The 18,299-nt window shown below is 64.7% G+C and carries 13 protein-coding genes and 1 tRNA gene; 5 read left to right on the plus strand and 9 right to left on the minus strand.

Annotated features, from left to right (window positions below):
• Positions 1-139: 139 nt before the first annotated feature.
• The 6 genes from C1878_RS00605 to C1878_RS00630 form a co-directional block, all read right to left on the minus strand.
• Positions 140-511 carry a demethoxyubiquinone hydroxylase family protein gene (locus C1878_RS00605; protein ID WP_114599781.1) on the minus strand — a complete coding sequence of 124 codons (372 nt, stop codon included), beginning with the start codon at positions 509-511 and terminating at the stop codon, positions 140-142.
• A 195-nt stretch (positions 512-706) separates the two neighbouring features.
• Entirely contained in the window at positions 707-1,522 is an 816-nt protein-coding gene (locus tag C1878_RS00610; RefSeq protein WP_114599782.1) for a TVP38/TMEM64 family protein, read from the minus strand.
• A gap of 57 nt (positions 1,523-1,579) precedes the next feature.
• A complete protein-coding gene (locus C1878_RS00615; protein WP_114600095.1) occupies positions 1,580-3,346 on the minus strand; it encodes a HAMP domain-containing sensor histidine kinase in 1,767 nt (588 codons plus the stop codon).
• On the minus strand, positions 3,343-4,041 hold the full coding sequence (locus tag C1878_RS00620; RefSeq protein WP_114599783.1) for a response regulator transcription factor: 699 nt from the start codon (positions 4,039-4,041) through the stop codon (positions 3,343-3,345). The genes C1878_RS00615 and C1878_RS00620 overlap by 4 nt, the downstream gene beginning before the upstream one ends.
• A 219-nt stretch (positions 4,042-4,260) precedes the next feature.
• Positions 4,261-4,746, minus strand: a complete 486-nt coding sequence (locus C1878_RS00625; protein WP_114599784.1) for a universal stress protein — start codon at positions 4,744-4,746, stop codon at positions 4,261-4,263.
• Between the two features lie 190 nt (positions 4,747-4,936).
• On the minus strand, positions 4,937-5,770 hold the full coding sequence (locus C1878_RS00630) for a stress response protein nst1 (RefSeq protein ID WP_114599785.1): 834 nt from the start codon (positions 5,768-5,770) through the stop codon (positions 4,937-4,939).
• Between the two features lie 248 nt (positions 5,771-6,018).
• Here C1878_RS00630 and C1878_RS00635 point away from each other — a divergent pair, with 248 nt between their 5' ends.
• Together C1878_RS00635 and C1878_RS00640 are read left to right on the plus strand one after the other, a co-directional pair.
• Positions 6,019-6,516 (plus strand): HsmA family protein, encoded by a 498-nt coding sequence (locus C1878_RS00635; RefSeq protein ID WP_114599786.1) that lies wholly within the window; start codon positions 6,019-6,021, stop codon positions 6,514-6,516.
• Positions 6,517-6,810: 294 nt separating this feature from the next.
• A complete protein-coding gene (locus C1878_RS00640) occupies positions 6,811-8,022 on the plus strand; it encodes an NUDIX domain-containing protein (protein ID WP_158539641.1) in 1,212 nt (403 codons plus the stop codon).
• 246 nt (positions 8,023-8,268) lie between these two features.
• Here the strand turns inward: C1878_RS00640 and C1878_RS00645 are convergent.
• From C1878_RS00645 to C1878_RS00655, 3 genes are all read right to left on the minus strand, one after another.
• A tRNA-Thr gene (locus C1878_RS00645) sits at positions 8,269-8,344 on the minus strand.
• A 539-nt stretch (positions 8,345-8,883) separates the two neighbouring features.
• Positions 8,884-10,158 (minus strand): ArsB/NhaD family transporter, encoded by a 1,275-nt coding sequence (locus C1878_RS00650; protein WP_114599788.1) that lies wholly within the window; start codon positions 10,156-10,158, stop codon positions 8,884-8,886.
• Positions 10,159-10,309: 151 nt separating this feature from the next.
• Positions 10,310-11,431 carry a polysaccharide deacetylase family protein gene (locus tag C1878_RS00655; protein WP_241963577.1) on the minus strand — a complete coding sequence of 374 codons (1,122 nt, stop codon included), beginning with the start codon at positions 11,429-11,431 and terminating at the stop codon, positions 10,310-10,312.
• A gap of 793 nt (positions 11,432-12,224) precedes the next feature.
• Between C1878_RS00655 and C1878_RS16785 the strand changes: the two genes are divergently transcribed.
• The 3 genes from C1878_RS16785 to C1878_RS00675 all read left to right on the plus strand — a co-directional run bounded on the left by C1878_RS16785 (position 12,225) and on the right by C1878_RS00675 (position 18,255).
• Positions 12,225-14,582 carry a MurT ligase domain-containing protein gene (locus C1878_RS16785; RefSeq protein WP_241963546.1) on the plus strand — a complete coding sequence of 786 codons (2,358 nt, stop codon included), beginning with the start codon at positions 12,225-12,227 and terminating at the stop codon, positions 14,580-14,582.
• A 143-nt stretch (positions 14,583-14,725) separates the two neighbouring features.
• Complete coding sequence (locus tag C1878_RS00670; protein WP_199519256.1) at positions 14,726-16,303, plus strand: LCP family protein; 1,578 nt, start codon at positions 14,726-14,728, stop codon at positions 16,301-16,303.
• A gap of 1,121 nt (positions 16,304-17,424) precedes the next feature.
• Entirely contained in the window at positions 17,425-18,255 is an 831-nt protein-coding gene (locus C1878_RS00675) for an arylamine N-acetyltransferase (RefSeq protein ID WP_114599790.1), read from the plus strand.
• Positions 18,256-18,299 lie beyond the last annotated feature (44 nt).

Raw genomic sequence — 18,299 nt, forward strand, 5'->3', positions numbered from 1 at the left:
ACGATGTGCGAAAAAGCGGTTTTCTGCGCCCCATGCGAACGAATGCTTCACGTGAAACATTCGACGCGCGCTGCGTGCCCCCTGCATTGAAAACGCGAAGCTGGGGAAAGCGCGGCGAGCGCGGGGCGCGGCGATAGTGCTAGGACAGGTCGCCCACGGTGGGGGCTGCGGCGGGCTCGGCCGGTGCCGGCGTGATCTCGCCGTCCGTCGCGATGCCCAGGTCCTCGAGCATCTCCTTCACTTCGCCCTCGCCGTCCAGGAAGAACTCCGTCTCCTTGGGGTCGAGATGGCGCATGAGGGTGATGAGCTCGCCCATATGGGCCTTCTCCTCGTCGCGAATGTCGCCGAGCACGGCTTTGGCGGCGGGGTCGTCGGTGGCCAGGTAGTGGGACTCGTACAGGTAGATGGCCTCGAGCTCGCCGGCGATGTCCAGGCGCAAGGCCTGCATGAGCTCGGCGTTGGTCATCTTGCGGTCGACGTTCCCGGCGAACGGGTTGGCAAAACTGGGCATGGTGTTCCCTCTCTTTCGATGTGCCGTTCTCGGCGCTATCGGCCCGATTCTCGGAGGTGCGACGTGCTTTCCGTGTGCGAGCGACGTGTCGAGCGGCGATTCGTCTCTTACCTTTACGGATATGGTACTCCCGATATCATCGAAAGTCTTGTCAAATCATTCCCCTTATCGATAATTTCTCTCAATAAGCACAATTTAAACTTCACCTTGCTGCTTCGCCAGCCGTCGATAGGCCAGCACGCCGACGCCCACGAGGGCGAGGGTGACCGCCACGGTGACGCCCGCTACGACGTAGTTGCCGTCGCCCAGCGCCCCTGCGGCCAGCGTTGACGAAACCACCGAGGGGATGCGCCCCACCGTGGTGAGGGCGACGATGCGCCACACGGGGCTGGAGCCCAGACCGGCGACGTAGGTGAGCAGGTCCTTCGGCGTGCCGGGAATCAGGAACACCAGGAACAGCAGCAGCTCGAATCGCCGCGCGTCGCGCAGCCAGCGCATCGAGGTTATCTTCTCGGGAGGGAAGAACAACCCCACGACGCGCATGCCGAAGGCGCGCACGAGCAGCATGACGATGGCGGTTCCCAACGCGCTGGCCACGAGGCACCACAACGTGCCCTCCCAAAACCCGAAGGCGTAGCCGGCCGCCAGCTCCAGCGGTTCTCCTGGCAGGAACGCGAACACGACCTGGGCCGTGTTCGCTGCCACGAACAGCGCGCGTCCCAAGACCCCGGTTTCGTCGACCCAGGCGCGGAAGCGCGCGGCGTCGCTCACGAACGCGAGCAGCTCGGGGCCGAAGCGCACGCACAGCGCGGCCAGCACGGCGGTGATGCCCACCAGGCCCACGATGACGGCTGCGCGCTTGCGTACGAGCGAGCGGTGTCCGTCGCCGGGTCGGGCGCTCGCCGCAGACGGCGATCCCGTCGCCGCAGGGCCGTGCGCGGCCTGCGGTGCGCGGGACGCGTGCACCGGGCGCGGTGCGAGAGGCGCACGGGTTGTGGCGGTGTCTTCCATAGGATGCTCCGTTTCTCGGGTGCGTTCGGTACGCTTCCGATGCTACGGGGCAAATATCTACCGCTTGTCAACGGCAGGAAAATTCACGGCAAAGTACGCCGTCGCGCGCGCACCGCCCTCGGCTCGGTTGTCCAGCTTCAGGCTTCCGCCGTGCTTGTCGCAGAGCAGGGCGGCGATGTTGAGACCCAGACCGAAGTGGTCTTTCGACGGCGTCTCGCTGAAGAACGGCGCGCAACCCTGCGCCAGCGCCTCGGGCGAGAACCCGGGTCCGTCGTCTTCCACTGCGAGCACGAGGAAGCCGTCGCGCACGTCCAGCCGAGCGTCGACGCGCCCGGCGGCGTAACGCGCGGCGTTGCCCACGAGGTTTTCCGCGACTTCCTCCACCAGGGAGCGGTCGACGGCGAGGGCCGGTCGGCCGACGTCGCAGCGCGCGCTGACGTAAAGCGCGAAGTCAATGCGTTCTGCCTGCGCTTCGGCGTGGATTGCGTCCGGGTTGCCTGCGCCTTCCGGCGCTTCGCTCTCCCTGCGGCACAGCGCCCGGCCGATGTCGTCCACGGCGCCGGCCACGGCATCGAACGGCTGCACGGTCGGTTCGGCAATGAGGTCCTCCAGCTTCTGCAGCCCGCTCATCGCCGCCACGTAACGCTCCAGGCGTTCCACCTGCACGGAAAGCGAGGCCGCGGAAGACGCCAGCTGCTCGGGAGACGCGTTGCCGGATTGCAGGCGCGCGTCCAGCAGCTCCACCTTGCCCTTCAGGATAGTGAGCGGCGTGCGCAGATCGTGCGCGAACGCGGCGTTGAGACGCTTGCGCTCCTCGGCCGTGCGCCAGAGCGCGCGCTGCGACTCGGCCAGCGACGCGCGCATGGTCTCGAACGAGCGGGCCAACCGACCCAGCTCGTTGTCGCGGTCGTACGAAACGGTGAAGTCGAGGTTCTGGTCGGCTATCTTGGCTGCCGCATCGTCCAGGACGGTCAGGCCGGGAGCCAGACGCATGCGGTAGAACCGGCGCGCTGCGGCGAAGATGCACACGCCGAACCACAGGGGGAACATAAGGAACGACAACAGGCCGAACAGGGTGTTGAGCGCCTGCGCGCCCGGCGAGGGCGGCGTGCTCAGGTAGTAGCCGACGGCCGACGTCATAAGTCCCTCCGTCGAGCCGTCGCCTGCGCTTTCCGACGAGAAGAACGCGGCATAGGGGCTGTCGGGGTTTTCGGCGAGCCACGCGTCGAACTGCTCGCGCGCCCATGCGTCGTAAGCGGGCAGGTTCGATACGGTAACGTCCGAGCCGAAGCCTCCTTCGCTCGACGCTTCGCCGTAACCGGGCCCGAAAGAGCCGGACTCGGAGGAGCTGGAAGAGAACGAATAGTCGCTCGCGTCCGTGACGCCGGTTTCGGCGGACAGGTCTTCCCGGGCGATCGACTCCATGCCGTTGCGCATCGTTTGCACGAACGCCGAGCTGCCGTCGATCGACATCTCGATCGTGCGGGCGGGCACGAGGGCGTCGGCGTCCTTGTCGTAGAGGTAGAGGCCCGAAACCTCGTAGGCATCTGCGGTCACCTCGTTCTGCAAACCGCCGAACAGGGATCCCGTCGCGGTGGAAAGCACGAGCGCGGCCAGCAGGAACGCCAGCATGTACACCATGAACGAGGTTTTGAGCGAGGCGTTGCGCCACCGCTCGCGCAAACGGGCGATGCGCCCGGGGCGCCTACCCGGCGTTCGCCCGACGGGCGCCCCGGCAGGCGGCGTTCCCGCGTTCGGCGTCGTCGGCGGGCTGCTCGCTGCCGTTGCGGCCTGCGGCCCTGCACCCGAGCGGTTCTTTCTCATGCGCGCCACCGGTAGCCCATGCCCCATACCGTTTCCACGGGATCGCGCTCGACGCCGGCCGCGGCCAGCTTGTTGCGGATGCGCCTGATGTGCTCGGTGACCACCTGCGAGTCGCTTTCGCTTTCCCAGCCGCCCACGCGCTCGTGGATGCGGTCGCGGTCGAACACCTGGCCGGGATGCTTCGACAGGAACGCCACGATGTCGAACTCGCGACGCGTGAAGTCTACAGGTGCGCCCGCCACCGCAACCGTGCGGGTGCGGTAGTCGACGGCCACGTCGCCGTCGAAGCGCACTTCGGCTTTCACCTGCTGGCGTTGGTCGCGCGCGAGATGGGCGTCCACGCGCGCGCCCAGCACGGCCAGCGAGAACGGCTTGAGCACGTAATCGTCGGCACCGCAGGCGAAGCCCTCGAGCGCGTCCACGTCCTCCACGCGCGCGGTGAGGAACAGGATGGGGCAGGTGAGGTGCTCGCGCAGACGGCGGCACACCTCGAATCCGTCGAGGAGGGGCATGCCCACGTCCAGCAGCACGAGGTCCGGGGCGTGCGCGGCCTGCTCGAGCGCCTCTTGGCCGCTGCCCGCTTCGAGCACGCGAAAACCCCGACCGGTGAAGTACTCGGCCAGCATCTCAACGATTTCAGGTTCGTCGTCGGCGACGAGCAGCGTCGTTTGGCGCTCGCGCTCGCGTTCGGTCATGGTCGCGCGCTCCTTCGTGGCATCGGTTCGCCCTGCCTGCGGGCGCTCAAAGGCCGAGCATAGCACGAGAATGTCGACAAACCATCAACGCCGTCGCCTTGCACGGATAAGCGAGAATCGGGCCGGCACAGGCGTCGATGGATCTCATGCGTCCCAAAAGGGATCATTCCCTTTTGGGACATGGGTCATCGGGTGCCGAAACGACGGCGGGGACTCCGACTAGCCCTCCGTGCGCTGCTTCACCACCAGCACGGGCGCGTTCGCTTGGCGCAGCACGTGGCTGCTCACGCTGCCCAGCATGCCGCGCAGCGCGCCCAGGCCGCGCGATCCCATGATGATCAGGTCGCAAGCGTGGTCTTCGGCGTAGGCCACGATCTGCTCGCCGGGAACCGTTTCCTCCAGAAGCTCGATGGTTATCTCGTTCATCAGGCCTTTGAGCAGGCGGTCGATCTTCTTGTGCAAGGCCGCGTCGGCCTCGTTCACGGCTTCGTCGTAATGGGCGTGCAGCAGCACGGAGGACAGCTCGTCGGTGGTGTTGCGCCCTTCCTTCTCCAGCCGTTCGATAACCAGCTGCTCCGTGTCGACGATCTGGATGATGCGCAGCGCCGCTCCCGGGTCTTCACGTGCGTAGCGCACGGCCTCCGCGAGCGCGGCCTGCGCCGACTCCGATCCGTCGTAGGGAACCAGGATGTTGTCGTAAAGCATGGACGCAGCCCCTTTCCGCCAGGCGCCGTTGCGGGCGCTCGATCATGTTGCGTCCAGTATAGCAGCAGCGCCTGGTGCCGTGGGCCGCTTCCGATGCGACGGTCGGGGTGCTGCGGTTGGGGCCCGCCGGTGAAGCAGGCGCCGGTTGCCGTGCGCCGCTTCGGGCGCGCCGACGGAGGGAGGGGGCTGCCTAGGGCGTTACCAGCTCGAAGCTTGTGCACGCTTCGGCTTCGAGAAGCGTTCGCCCTCCTTTGACGAAGCGGAAGCGCGCGGGCACGGCGGGGCTTTCCCGGATGGGCCGCTCCATGGAACCCTGAGCTGGTGCCTGCAGACGATGCCCCTCCGCCTTCGGCAGCTCCACCCGCAGGGACATGTCGCCTTGCCTCACTTCCACCAGCGCATCGTTCGCTTCCACGATGCGCACGCCGCGGTACGTGGCGAACCGGTGCTCGGTTCCCGCGATCCACACCACGCCGATGCAGCCGGTGAAGCACACGCCGGCCAGGGGTATCTCGGCCAGCGCGAGCATGACCGAGGCCGCGCAGTCGAAGTCGCAGCTTTGGATCCACGTGTACCCGCGGGGGAAGCTGTGCCCGCGGTCGCCCTCCATGTACCCCTTGCCCTTGTCGAAGCGCAGCATGCGGCCATCGAGCTCCACCTGTCCGTCGACGCGATGCCTCATGCTGAACACGGTGTGCTTCGTCTCCATGGGAAGGAGGGCGAACGGCCCCATGATGTCGGAGCGCAGCGGGGCGAGCTCGCGGTAGAGCAGGCGGCCGGAGAGGCGGATGCCCGGCGCGTCCACGTCCAGCATCATGCCGCGCGGCGAGAACAGGCTTCTTCCCACTCGCATGCTGCGGTTCTTGGTCAGGCGGAAGTCCTCCAGCGCGTAGGGCACGTAACGGGCGCCGCTCGCCGTGACCACCTGGATGAACGCCTCGTCTTGAGCGCGGCCGGGGATGACGGCGAGGACGTCGTCTCCTTGCTGCTGCTTCATGTACCAACCTTCGTAGTACGGTTTCATGCGCGCTCCTCGCATCGGGAAGCGACGATGGTACCATCCCCGACTCCATGACGCAGCGGGCGTCACGTGCCTGTTCTCAAGGCGATGACGCCATGAAATGAACAATGTTCATAAAGCGCTTGCATTCTTCGGCGCCACCGCTATAATGAACGCCGTTCAGAAAAGTGAACAATGTTCATCTTGAAGCAAAGAATCACGACCAAGGCCTGTTCTCCCAGAGCCTGCCCTATGAAAGGAAGCGATCTACCATGTCCATTCAATTGATATTGGCGACGGCCACCATCAGCCTCGCGCTCGTGTTCTACACCATCGGGGTGTTCGACGAGCGTCGGCACTCGCTCACGAAGCGCAACCTCGTCCTGTTCTGGACGGGATTCGCCTTCGACACGACGGGCACCACCATCATGACGCTCATGGCGCAAAACGGCGGCGATGCCGCCTTGGGAATGCACGCCGCCTCCGGCGTGCTCGCCATCGTGCTCATGGCCGCGCACGCCACCTGGGCAACCGTCACCTACGTTCGGGGCAGCGAGCGCGCCAAGCAGCGCTTCCACACGTTCAGCATCGTGGTGTGGCTGTTCTGGCTCATGCCGTACACGCTGGGCGTCCTGCAGGGCGTGCCCATGCTGCACCTGGCCAACCTGCAGGCCGGCATAGGCTCCCTTGCCGTGGTGGGCGCCGCCGGCCTCGCAGTCGCCCTCACCGCCCTGCGCGGCCGCAAGCACCATCATTCGCATCGCGCCTGAAGCGGTGGGCTTTGGAATGCCAGACAAGTTTTTGCCGTGCCGGCCTTCTGGGTTGCGGGACGACGCCCCGGCAATTCGACCAAGCATGCGATCGAGATAGTTTTGAAGAAAGACGGAAGAAGCACTGCCCGGTCTTAGGAGGCGCTGCTGAAGCGCATTATGGCGGGATGCTTCCGAAGCGCGACCGAAGGTTTACAATACGTTGAGAGACCATTCAAGACAACAATCGTCATCCATACGGGCCATGGCAAGCAATTTGGCCTATCTTCACCAACCTCGCGAAGGAGAGCCGCGATGCCTACCGTAGTAATCGCTGGAGTCATAGAAAAGAAAGGGAAAGTGCTCCTTGCCAGGCGTGGGCCTGGAAGACCGCATGCCGGGCTCTGGGAATTCCCCGGTGGAAAGATTGAAGAAGGCGAGACCGAGCAACGATGCCTTGAACGCGAGCTCAAAGAGGAGCTCGGTCTGCTTGGGCGTGCTAGGAGGTTCATTGCCCAATCTCGCTGCGTTTGCGAGGATGGAAGCGAGATCCTTTTGCGCGCTCTTCTATTCGAACCCCACACGCTGGACGACCTTGAGCTGCGCGTCCATGATCGGTATGAATGGACGGACCTGTCTTCGCTGGAGCTCAAGGAGCTAGCTCCTGCGGATATAGAGATAGCCGAAAAAACGAAGGACTTCTTCCTTAACTTTAAAACCACGTTCGAAGTGGGCAAGATCGTGACTGGCGCCGAGATCGAGGAGGAGTTCCTTTGCAGCCTCCAAAGCGGGATGTGCCGCTCGAGGCGTACGGGAACCTTATGTTTGATCAGCAAGCATTCTACTGACGTCGTGTACGAGGATCGTTGGGAAGACGATGTTTTGTATTACACGGGGATGGGCCAAGTCGGCGATCAGAAGATGGACAGGCAGAACCTCACCCTCAAGGAGTCTCAGACAAACGGGGTTCAGGTGCATCTCTTCGAGTTCTTTGAAAACGTTGGTTACCTCTATCGCGGCAGAGTCCATCTGATTGACGAGCCTTTTCGGGAGCATCAAAAGGACCGCGAAGGGAACGTTCGTTTAGTGTGGGTGTTTCCGCTTGAGCTTATGGAAAGCGATGGCGCGGTCCCGGAGAAATTTATCAAAGAAACTTTTGAGAAAAGGGACCGCAGGGCAAGAAAGAAGACGAACGAGGAGCTTGCCTCCCTCGTTTCGGAAGGCACCGGAAAGGCAAGCCGACGCAGGGCTATATCTGAAGAGTACGTTCGCGACCCGCATGTCGCGGAATATGCGAAACGACGGGCGCACGGTGTTTGCCAGCTTTGCGGAAAGGCGGCGCCCTTTAAGAGGCCCAACGGAGAAGCGTATTTGGAATGCCATCATGTGGAGTGGCTTTCCCGAGGAGGAACGGACTCCGTGCAAAACACGGTTGCGTTGTGCCCGAATTGCCACCGCAAGATGCATGTGCTCGACAGCGATGAAGACAGGGCCGCTTTGCTGGAAAAGGCCCAGGAAGATTTATAGCTGTAGGCGCCGTCAATTTACCGTGGTCGTGTTTCGCGCGACCGCAGATATCGCGCTCAGAGGCTTAACGCACCCAGGCGTCAAGCCTCTGAGCGCCTCAGCGGCCTGTAAGGACGTTTCTGTCGTGTGCTTACGGTGGATTTGGTCTTTTCGGAGAATTCGACCCGATTTTTTACCCGGCCGAAAAACCGCCCGAGAACAAAGAAACAGGTCAGACGGCTTTCACCATCTGACCTGCACTTTTTCTGGAGCCAACGAGCGGATTCGAACCGCTGACCTACGCATTACGAGTGCGTTGCTCTACCAGCTGAGCCACGTTGGCAAACGGCTTCTTTACGAAGCGCGAGAATGAAGTATACCGAAAGGCGCTTCCACCTGCAAGAGGTCGACGCGCAATCCTCAGATTTCTTGACCGTCCGATGTGGGATGCCCGACATGCGAGAAGCGCCCGCCGAATACGTGGCGGAAGGGTGATGGCGCTATCGCTGAAGCTGCGTCGACGTCTCGTCGACTGCGCGTGGAAAGCGCTGCCGCCTTAAAACGCCGCTCGACTCGCGTTTTTGCTAAAAAAGAACGTTTGTGCATGATCATATTAGAGGATAATTAAAAAGGTAGCTTGTTCACCAGGAGTTTTATATAATGATGTTATTACATATATATTAATTCAATCAAAAAGTCGTTCACAAACGTCATTTTTTAGCAAAAACTGACGAAATCGAGCGATTTCCCTGAAATAAGGGGCAATCAATCGATTGAATCTAGCAGCCTTGGCGATTCGGGTTTTCGCACGAACCGAAACCCGCGCCGCACGAAGGTATCCGCATCATGGCGAATGACGTCGTGCAAGCTCCGCCAATGACTCTACGCCGGCGGGAAGCGCACCACCAGGTACAGCCCCGCGATAACCACGGTGAGCAGCATGATGGGAAAGCCGGTTTTGAAGAACTGCACGAACGTGATCTCGTGGCCGTGCTTCTTGCTGATGTCGGACAGCACCACGTTGGCGCTCGCGCCGATGAGCGTGCCGTTGCCGCCCAGGCACGCGCCCAGCGACACGGCCCACCACAGCGGCGTGACATCCATACCGGTGGATTCCATGGCTAGCAGGATGGGGATCATGGTGGCGACGAACGGGATGTTGTCCAAGAAGCTGGAGATGACGGCCGACCCTACCAGCAGCACGAGCATGGTGACGAACACGTTGCCGCCCGTCGCGCCGATGAGCGCGTGCGCCAGCATCTCGATGACGCCCGTCTCGGCCATGGCCCCCACGATGACGAACAGGCCGGCGAAGAAGGCGAGCGTCGTCCACTCCACCTGCGAGAGCGCCTCTTCGATGCTCTCGCCTGATATGAGCATGATGATGCCGGCCGCGCCGAGCGCGATGACGCTCGATTCCAGCCCCAGCGCTCCGTGGGCCATGAAGCCCACCACCACGAGCCCGATCATGACGTAGCTCTGCTTGAGCAGGCGCTTGTTCTTGATCATCGCGTGCTCGTCCAGCTCCATGATCTGCGCGCGATGCTCGTCGTTCACGTGCATCTTCCGGCCGTACAGGAAGTAGAACACCACGAGCACCGCGGCAAGGATCACCACGACGGCCGGCGCATCGTACACGATGAAGTCGAAGAACGTGAACCCGGCGGCCGAGCCTATCATGATGTTGGGCGGATCGCCGATGAGCGTGGCGGTGCCGCCGATGTTGGACGCCAGTATCTCGGTCATGAAGAACGGGATGGGGTTCACGTCGAGCAGCTTGCACACGGTGAGCGTCATGGGCCCGATGAGCAGCACCGTGGTCACGTTGTCCAAAAACGCCGACAGCACGGCGGTGAGCAGCACGAACAGGAGCATGACCTTCCACGGGTCGCCCTTGGCGAGGCGCGCGCACTTGATGGCCAGGAACTCGAACATGCCCGACAGCTTCACCACGGACACGAACAGCATCATGCCCAAGAGCACGCCCAGCGTGTTGAAGTCGATGTGCTCCATGGCGGCGTCGAACGAGAGCACGTGCAGCGCCAGCACCACCATGGCGCCCACGATGGCCGCGAGCGAGCGGTGCAGCTTCTCGGTCATAATGGCCGCCATGACCACGACGAACACGGCGACGGATACGATTTGGCTAACGTCCATGGCGCAGCGCCCCCTGCGAACCGAGCTGTGCGATTTCCACTGCGATCCCTTCCGCTCCCGGTCGCTTGCACGCGGCCTCGTGACCCGATCGCTCCACTATAGCAATATCACGTATGGGGGAGTAGGGGAGAATCGCCGAGCAAGGCAACGGTTACGACAGCGGGTATTGCATGAGCTCGTCGATGGTGACGAAGCGGTAGCCTTGCTCCTTCAAGCGGGGCAGGGCGGTTTTGAGCGCCTCGATGGTTTGCGAGCGGTCGCCGCCTCCGTCGTGCATGAGGACGATGGCGCCCGGCCAGGCGCCCATGAGCTCGTCGACGATGGCTTGAGGTCCCGGGCGTCGCCAGTCGCCCGAGTCGATGTTCCAGCCGATCTCGGCCTTGATGAGCGGGCCGATGTTCTTCACCACGTCCTCGCCGAGGTTGCCGCCGGGCGCGCGGAAGATGCGGCTGGCCTCGGTGCCGGTCGCGGCCTCGATGGCGGCGTAGCCCTTCTCTATTTCGGCAACCTGCTCCTGGGGCGTCATGTAGCCCAGGTTCACGCTCTGGCCGCTGCCCGAGGCGTGGTCGTAGGAGTGCGTGCACACCTGATGGCCTTCGGAGGCCGCCCGCTTCACGAACGAGGCGCCGTCGTCTCGTTCGATGCGATCGCCCACGGTGAAGAACGTGGCCTTTGCGCCGTTGGAGGCCAATACATCCAGCACCTCGCCGGTTTGGTTGCCCCACGGGCCGTCGTCGAACGTGAGCGCGATGACCTTGTCGTCGCCGACGTTCGGCGTGACGTTGCGGCGCGCGAGATTGCTTGGTTCCTGCGTGACCTGTTCGGCCGTGATGCCGGACAGGTGGCCGGTCTTCGTGGCTTTGACGCCGTCCTTGCCTTCGCCCTCTATCAGGTGAATAGCCCCCGTGCCCTCGGCGGTCACGGTCCAGGGCACGGCCTGCTCAACGGCGTCGGACGGCTCCTCGATGGGGCCGCCGTTGCCGATCTCCACCACGTCGCCCGAGGCCAGCTTCTTGTCCAAGTCCTCCACCACCGCGCCGTTCACCGTGGCATGGAACGGCTTCCCCTTGCCGGCTTCCAGCACGCTGCCGTCCACGGCGAGGAGGTCGCCCGGTTGGGGCTTGATGCCGCTGGCGGACAGAGCGTCGGCCAGCGTCTTGCCGCCGTGCACCTCGACGCTGGCGCCGTTGAGGGTGATGTTGGCGGGAAGGCTCTGCACGAACAGCACTGCGCCGAGCACGACGGCAGCCACCACGCCCAGGCTGACCAGCACGCCGGCCAAGCGGCGGCCCTTGCGTTCCGGCTTCTGGGAAATGCGCAGGTAGCGGTCGCGGTCTTGGTACGGCGTTTGACCGGGAGCCGGGTGCGCGTCGCGGCTGCGGACGGATGAGGCGTCGTTCGCCCGGCGCGGACGCGCTTGCGCTCCCGACGTCGAGGCGTAGCGCGAGCTCCTGCCTTGCTGGGAGACGCGTCCCGAACCCTGCCGAGGAAGGCGTCCCGAGCTCTGCGGGGGGATTCGCCCAGAGTGGGCGGGCCTGCCTCCACCGCGCGAAGAAGGATAGGACACCGGGCGCCCGGCACCGCGCTCCCCCGGCGCCGCCGCGCCGCCGCGTTCGGAGCTGCGTCCGTTGCCGTTTGCGAAGGCACCGCTCTCGCGACTCCGGCGGCCTCCGGAGGCGCCGCCGCGCCCGTCGTCGGAGCGCGCTCGACCGTCCGGCCGGGGCATCGGCCCGCCGTTTGCGCTGCGCTCAGGGTGTTCACCGTAGTTATCGTGCATTTCCGCCCCCATGGCGATCGAACGTCCACGTGCCTGCCGTTAATCGTCTCCTGCGTATTCTATCGGAAAACGGGTGGTAAAAGGCCCGTGCGGAGCCGTTCCGCTGCGAATGGCCTTATGCTTGTCGGCAATTTAACACCATAGCACTACCAAACCAGCACCAAGAAGGCCTCGAAGGGCGTTCTACTGAAATTTGTATGGAGGGAACGCGGTGGCGGTTCGCGGCGGATTCGGACGCGTCGGGCGAAAGGGTTATACTGGGGCGCGACTCGAACCGAAAGGATTGCTCATGGGCTTGCAGTTCGCCTGCGCGCGCGCCGTCAGCGCTATGTCCACGTGGGGGTTGAAGCACGTGTTCCACCGTCCCGCCGCGAATTTCCCGGGGAAAATCGCCCTGTACGTCGACCCTCGCGTCATCGCCGACCTCGCTCCCCGCTTGCGCAAGGGCTCGGTGTGCGTGGTGGGCACGAACGGCAAGACCACGGTGACGAACCTGCTGGCCGACGCGCTGGAGACGGCCGGACAGCGTGTGGTGTGCAACCGCACGGGCGCGAACCTGGATTCCGGCGTGGCCACGGCGCTTCTGCACGCCAAGGAAGCCGATTGGGGCGTGTTCGAGAGCGACGAGCTGTGGTTGGCGAAGATACTGCCGCACCTGCAGGCGGACTACGTGGTGCTGCTGAACCTGTTCCGCGACCAGCTGGACCGCGTGGGCGAGATCGATCGCATCCAGGAGAGCATCGCGGGCGCGCTGGCGACGTCTCCGAACACCACGCTTGTGTTCAACGCCGACGACCCCCTGTGCGCCGCCATTGCCGAGCGCGTGGGCAACCCCACCGTTGCCTTCGGCGTGGGCGAGGACCTGCGCCTCCCGCAGAACACGGTGGTCGACGCGCAGATGTGCCAACGTTGCGCCACCATGCTCGACTACGACTTCCGCCAGTACGGCCAGCTGGGCTCTTACAGTTGTCCCACGTGCGGGTTCGCGCGCCCCGCGCTGGACTGCGAAGCCGTTGACGTGCGGCTGGGTGCGGACGGGCTGGCGTTCGCCGCGCGGGGCCCGAAGCACGACGCCGGGCTGCAGGCGCCTTTCAGCGGCGCGTACATGGTGTACAACCTGCTGGCCACCTGGGCGGCGGCCGATTTGGTGGGCGTGGAATCCGGGGCGCTGCAGCGTGCCGTCGACGCATTCGACCCGCGCAACGGGCGTTTGCAGGAGTTCTCGGTGGAGGGCCGGCGCACGTTGCTCAACCTGGCGAAGAACCCCACCGGCTTCAACCAGAACATCAAGATCATCCTGCAGGACGAAGGCCCCAAGGCGGTGGCCTTCTTCGTGAACGACAAGGAGGGCGACGGCCGCGACGTGTCGTGGTTGTGGGACATCGACTTCGAGGAGCTCGCCGCCAAGGCCGACCTGCACGTGTTCGCGGGAGGCATCCGCAAAAACGACGTGCAGGTGCGCCTGAAGTACGCAGGGCTGGACGCGGCGCTCGTCGACGACGCGGCCGGCATGTTCGCGCGGTTGGGCGACGCCCCTGTCTCGACGCGCGCCTACGTGATCGCGAACTACACGGCGCTGCCCGCCGTGCACGCGGAGCTGGGAAGGCTCGCCGCCGCAGAGCCCAGCCAGCCTGCAACTCCGACACCCTCCGCGCCTGCGGCATCCAACCAACCTGCAACTCCGGAGGCCTCCGTAGGGGCGGGCTGCTGCCCGCCCGGCGCAACGTCGTCCGACAACGTGGACGATGCGGCGAGCGCATCGAACGCTCCCGACCGGGCGTCCGCCGCGACGAACGCTCCTCTCTCGCATTCCGCGGGCGGCCAGCAGGCCGCCCCTACGGGCGCTCCCGACGGCGTGTCGTCTCCGCGCGCGCAGGCCGACCCGACCGCATCCCCCCTCGTCATCGTGCACTTGTTCCCCGACCTGCTCAACCTGTACGGGGACGGCGGCAACGTGAAGGTGCTCGAGCGCCGCGCGCTCGACCGCGGCATCCCCGTGGAGGTTCGCCGCGTGAACCATGGCGAGCAGGTTGATTTGGCAGAGGCCGACCTGGTGTTCCTGGGAGGCGGCCCCGACCGCGAGCAACGGCTCGCCTCCGAAGGCCTCATGGGCATGCGAGACGACCTGCACGCCTTCGTGGAGGACGACGGCGTGTTGCTGGCCATTTGCGGAGGCTACCAGATACTCGGGCACGAGTGGCTTCTCGGCGAGGAAGTGGTGAAGGGGCTGGGCCTGGTGGACATGACCACCGAGCGCGCTCCGGGCGGGTCGGGCAACCGGCTCATCGACAACATCGTGCTGCGCTCGCCGCTCGCCTCGCGCCCGGTCGTGGGCTATGAGAACCATGCGGGGCGCACGCACCTCGGCGCCGGCGTGCAGGCGTTCGGCGAAGTGGTCTCGTCCTCGGGCCACGGCAACAACGACGACGACAAGCGCGACGGCGTGCTCTATCGAAACGTGGTGGGCACCTATCTGCACGGACCCCTGCTGCCCAAGAACCCCCAAGTGGCCGATGCCCTGCTCGCGCGCGCGCTCGAGCGACGGGCGCGGCGCACAGGGCTGCCCGCCCCCGCCCTCGGCGAACTGGACGATTCCGTGGAGAACGCGGCGAACGGGTACGTTTGCCAGCGGCTGAACGTGGGGTAGCCGGGCTCGTTGCGTCGAGCCGTCCGTGCCATAGACGGCAAAACAACGCCAAAACCCGAGATAGGGAACGAGCCTATGGCTTTTTCTTAGAAACATCGCTCAGCCCTTGCCCCCTTGCGGAACGCTTGTCAGAATAGATGGTTATGAGCAGCAGAAGAAGCAATCAGCGCCGCCCCGTCCGCCGACCGCCCGACTCCATCGGTCTCGACGGTCGTTCCGACGAGGCTTCCCGCAACGGTGCGTACACGCGCCGCGATTCGTTCGACCCGTCGTCTTACGGACGGTCGACCGCGCGCACGCGCGACGAAGCCCGGCGAGAAGCGCGCGACGACGGCAGCCCTTACGCGCGGCGTGTCTCCCAAGCCGAGTACACCCAACGCCGCAAGCGCGCCAAACGCAAGCGCATCGCGCTCGTGGCCGTCGTCGTGGCTCTGGTGCTATGTTTGGGCGGAGCGGGTGCCGCGTTCGCTTACTACCAAACCGTGTCGAACAATTTGCACGCGGGCCTCGACCAAGAGCTGATCGACGCGCTCAACGCGGCCGAAGCCTCTCAACCTTATGACGGCGGCCCGTTCTACATGCTGCTCATGGGAACGGACGGATCCTCCGACCGCGAGGCGTCCGAGGAGTACGCGGGTGACCAGTTCCGCTCCGACAGCATGATGCTCACGCGCATCGATCCCCAAGGCAAGAAGGTCACGCTCGTGTCCCTGCACCGCGACACGTTGGTCGACATGGGCGAGAACGGGCAGCAGAAGCTCAACGCGGCGCACTCCATCGGCGGCGCGGCGTACACGGTGGAGACGGTTTCGAAGCTGGCCGGCGTCCCCATCACCCATTACGCCGAAATCAACTTTGACGGCTTCAAAGACATCGTCGACGCGTTGGGCGGCGTGGAGGTGGACGTGCCCATGACCATCGACGACGAAGACGCGGGCGGTTACGTGGCCCAAGGGCTGCAAACGCTCAACGGCGACCAGGCGCTCATCCTATGCCGCGCGCGCCACGCCTACGACGAGTTCGGCGACGGCGACCGCTACCGCGCGGCGAACCAACGGCTCGTGCTCTCCGCCATCGCGAAGAAGATCCTCTCGTCCGACGCCGCCACCATGGTGAGCTCGGTGCAGGCGCTCTCCCAGTACGTGACCACCGATTTCGAGATCGCCGACATCCTCTCCATCGCGGCGGGCCTGCGCGGCCTCGATCCCGAAAAGGACATCTACACGGCCATGGAGCCCACGACGTCGGCCTACATCAACGGGGGCTGGTACGAGTACCTCGACACGGCCGCATGGAAGACCATGATGTCGCGCGTCGACCAGGGCCTGCCTCCCACCGAGGAGGACGAGGTGGACGAGACGTCCGGCACCGTGCTCGCCACCACCGGATCGGGCGCGGCGAACGCGGAGAAGCAGTCCTCGTCTTCCGATTCCACGACGAAGAAGTCAAGCACGGTTACGGTGAAGAACGGCAACGGCTTGGCAGGAGCAGGGGCCGAGGCGGCCGAGAAGCTGGAAGCGCTGGGCTACACCGTGGATACGGGCAATGCCGAGAGCTTCGACTACTCGCAGACCATCGTGGTGTACGAACGCGGCGACCAGGCCACCGAGGCCAGGGAGATCGCGAACGCCATCGGTGTGGGCAAGGCCCAGCAGAACAACGGCGAGTACGCGTTCGAGGGCGACTTCCTCGTCGTGCTCGGCGCCGACTGGGAAGGGTAGTGCCGTCCCGGGCTGTCCCGGCGTGCGCGGCCGCGATGGCGGCGGCCCTCTTGCAAAGTTCTCCCACGAGGCGGCCGGATGCCGTGAGATCAGCATGATCAACGCTTCGCACCCAGCTTAAAAACGTCCCCGTCCCTTCCCACTGCGTCGTTTTTAACGGGGAGTGCAATAGACGTTGACGCAAGGCCGATCGGGCGTGCGCCAACGGACAGGTTATGCACGCCTTCGGGTCGTCCGCTGCTAAGCCACCATCGACACGCCCCCGCGTCGCGCCTGATGGCGATCCGCCGCCATGCAGCCTCGAACGGGCCTATGTCGATTCCGGTTTGACGGCGGATTCCGGCTTTCGCGGCCGTTTTTGACGGTTGTTCGTCGCCGCGCGGCCTCGCGAGGACGCTCGGCGGCGCCTTGATCCGCGTTTTCCCTGCTCGCGAGATCGTCGGGAATCGGAAGGCGTTGCAAGGGCCGGTGGAGCGACGCAGTTCCGGCGTTTTTGACCGCGATCGACAGAATCCGCCGCCGAACCGGAATCGGCATGCGCCGCCGCGCGCCGCTTTCCCGATCGGACGGCTTGCGATCGGGCGGGATGGGGGCCCGGCCGACGGCCGAAGAGGGCTTCCGAGCCGCCGGCGAGGTTTTCGCGGGACGGGCCGACCTGGGCTATGCCGATTCCGGTTTGACAGCGGACGGTGGTATTCCATGCAGAGCCGCCGTCGACGCACGCCTTCGGGTCGACTTCGGGCTGTCGGGAGCGTTCTGGAATCCGGCTCGAGCAACCCTCTTGGCCGAGCGACGGAGCATCCGGGGCCGCTTCCCCTCGAGGGGCGCAAGGGTGCAAGGGTGCAAGGACGATCGGGTATTGGCCCAGCGGTGGATAAACGTAGGGGTTGCAGATGACGTGCGTTTCGACAGCTTTTGTTGATACGGCTCGGCTTCCAACGAGGTCGAAAGGCCCGTTGGTGAAATTCAGCCTTCTGGACCGATCTGTCGGCACTATTAGACCCTGTGGAAGGAAGCGAGCCCCCGGCCCTCCGCCGTAAAATGACCCTACGATGGCAAGGGGATCGTCGTCGGACCCAAGATGGTAAGGGCCGTGCGGCGTTTGTCGAAAGGGGCGTTAGATGTACGAGGAGCTGTACGAAGATCTGCCAGATGTCGATCGGTACTGGGAAAAGCTGGGCATCGACCGACCGGAGGCGCCCCTCGCCAAAGACGATCTCGACCGGATCATCTTCGCGCACCAGTGTAGCATCCCCTTTGAGAACCTGGATGTTTGCGATTATCACCGACCCATATCGCTTGGCATACCGGACCTGTTCGAGAAGATCATTGCGGGCAAGCGGGGAGGCTACTGTTTCGAGCTCAACGCGCTGTTCGACGCGTTGCTCAAAGACGCGGGGGTCGAGACCATGACGTGCCTGGGGCGCAGCCTGAAGGATCGCGGCTACGTGTACCCCATACTACATCGGGGCATCATCGCGACGGTGGGCGGGCGGCGCTACATCGCCGAGGTCGGCTACGGCGGACCCACGCCAGCCTGCGCCATTCCCCTCGTCGACGGAGCGGAGTTCGAGTCGCGCGGGCAGGTGTTCCGCGTGGAGCTGCACGACTCGTGCTGGTGGCACGTCATCTACTGCGGAACCGCCGCGAAGCTCGCGGCCGCAAAGGAGCGCGGGGAGGCCGTCGCCTCCACGCCGGTGTTCGCCCTTCTGGATGCTCCGGCGGCCCTGACCGATTGCGTGCCGCTTTCCTATTACTGCTCGACGCACCCCGATTCCGTGTTCACGCAGTGGAGGATGGTCAACCGCCGCACGGAGGACGGGAACGTCTCCATCACCAAGGACCAGTTCGTGCGGACGACGCCCGAGGGCAAGGAGACGAGGATCATCGCGTCGGAACAGGAGTTCCGCTCGCTGCTTGAGGAACATTTCGGTATCGTGCTGCCCGACTAGCCCCTGCGGCTGCCGGGGCCCTTCGCCAGGCCCCCTTTGCGCAG

Origin of the sequence: Gordonibacter sp. 28C, from assembly GCF_003339845.1 — a bacterium.
In the GTDB taxonomy this organism is placed as follows: domain Bacteria; phylum Actinomycetota; class Coriobacteriia; order Coriobacteriales; family Eggerthellaceae; genus Gordonibacter.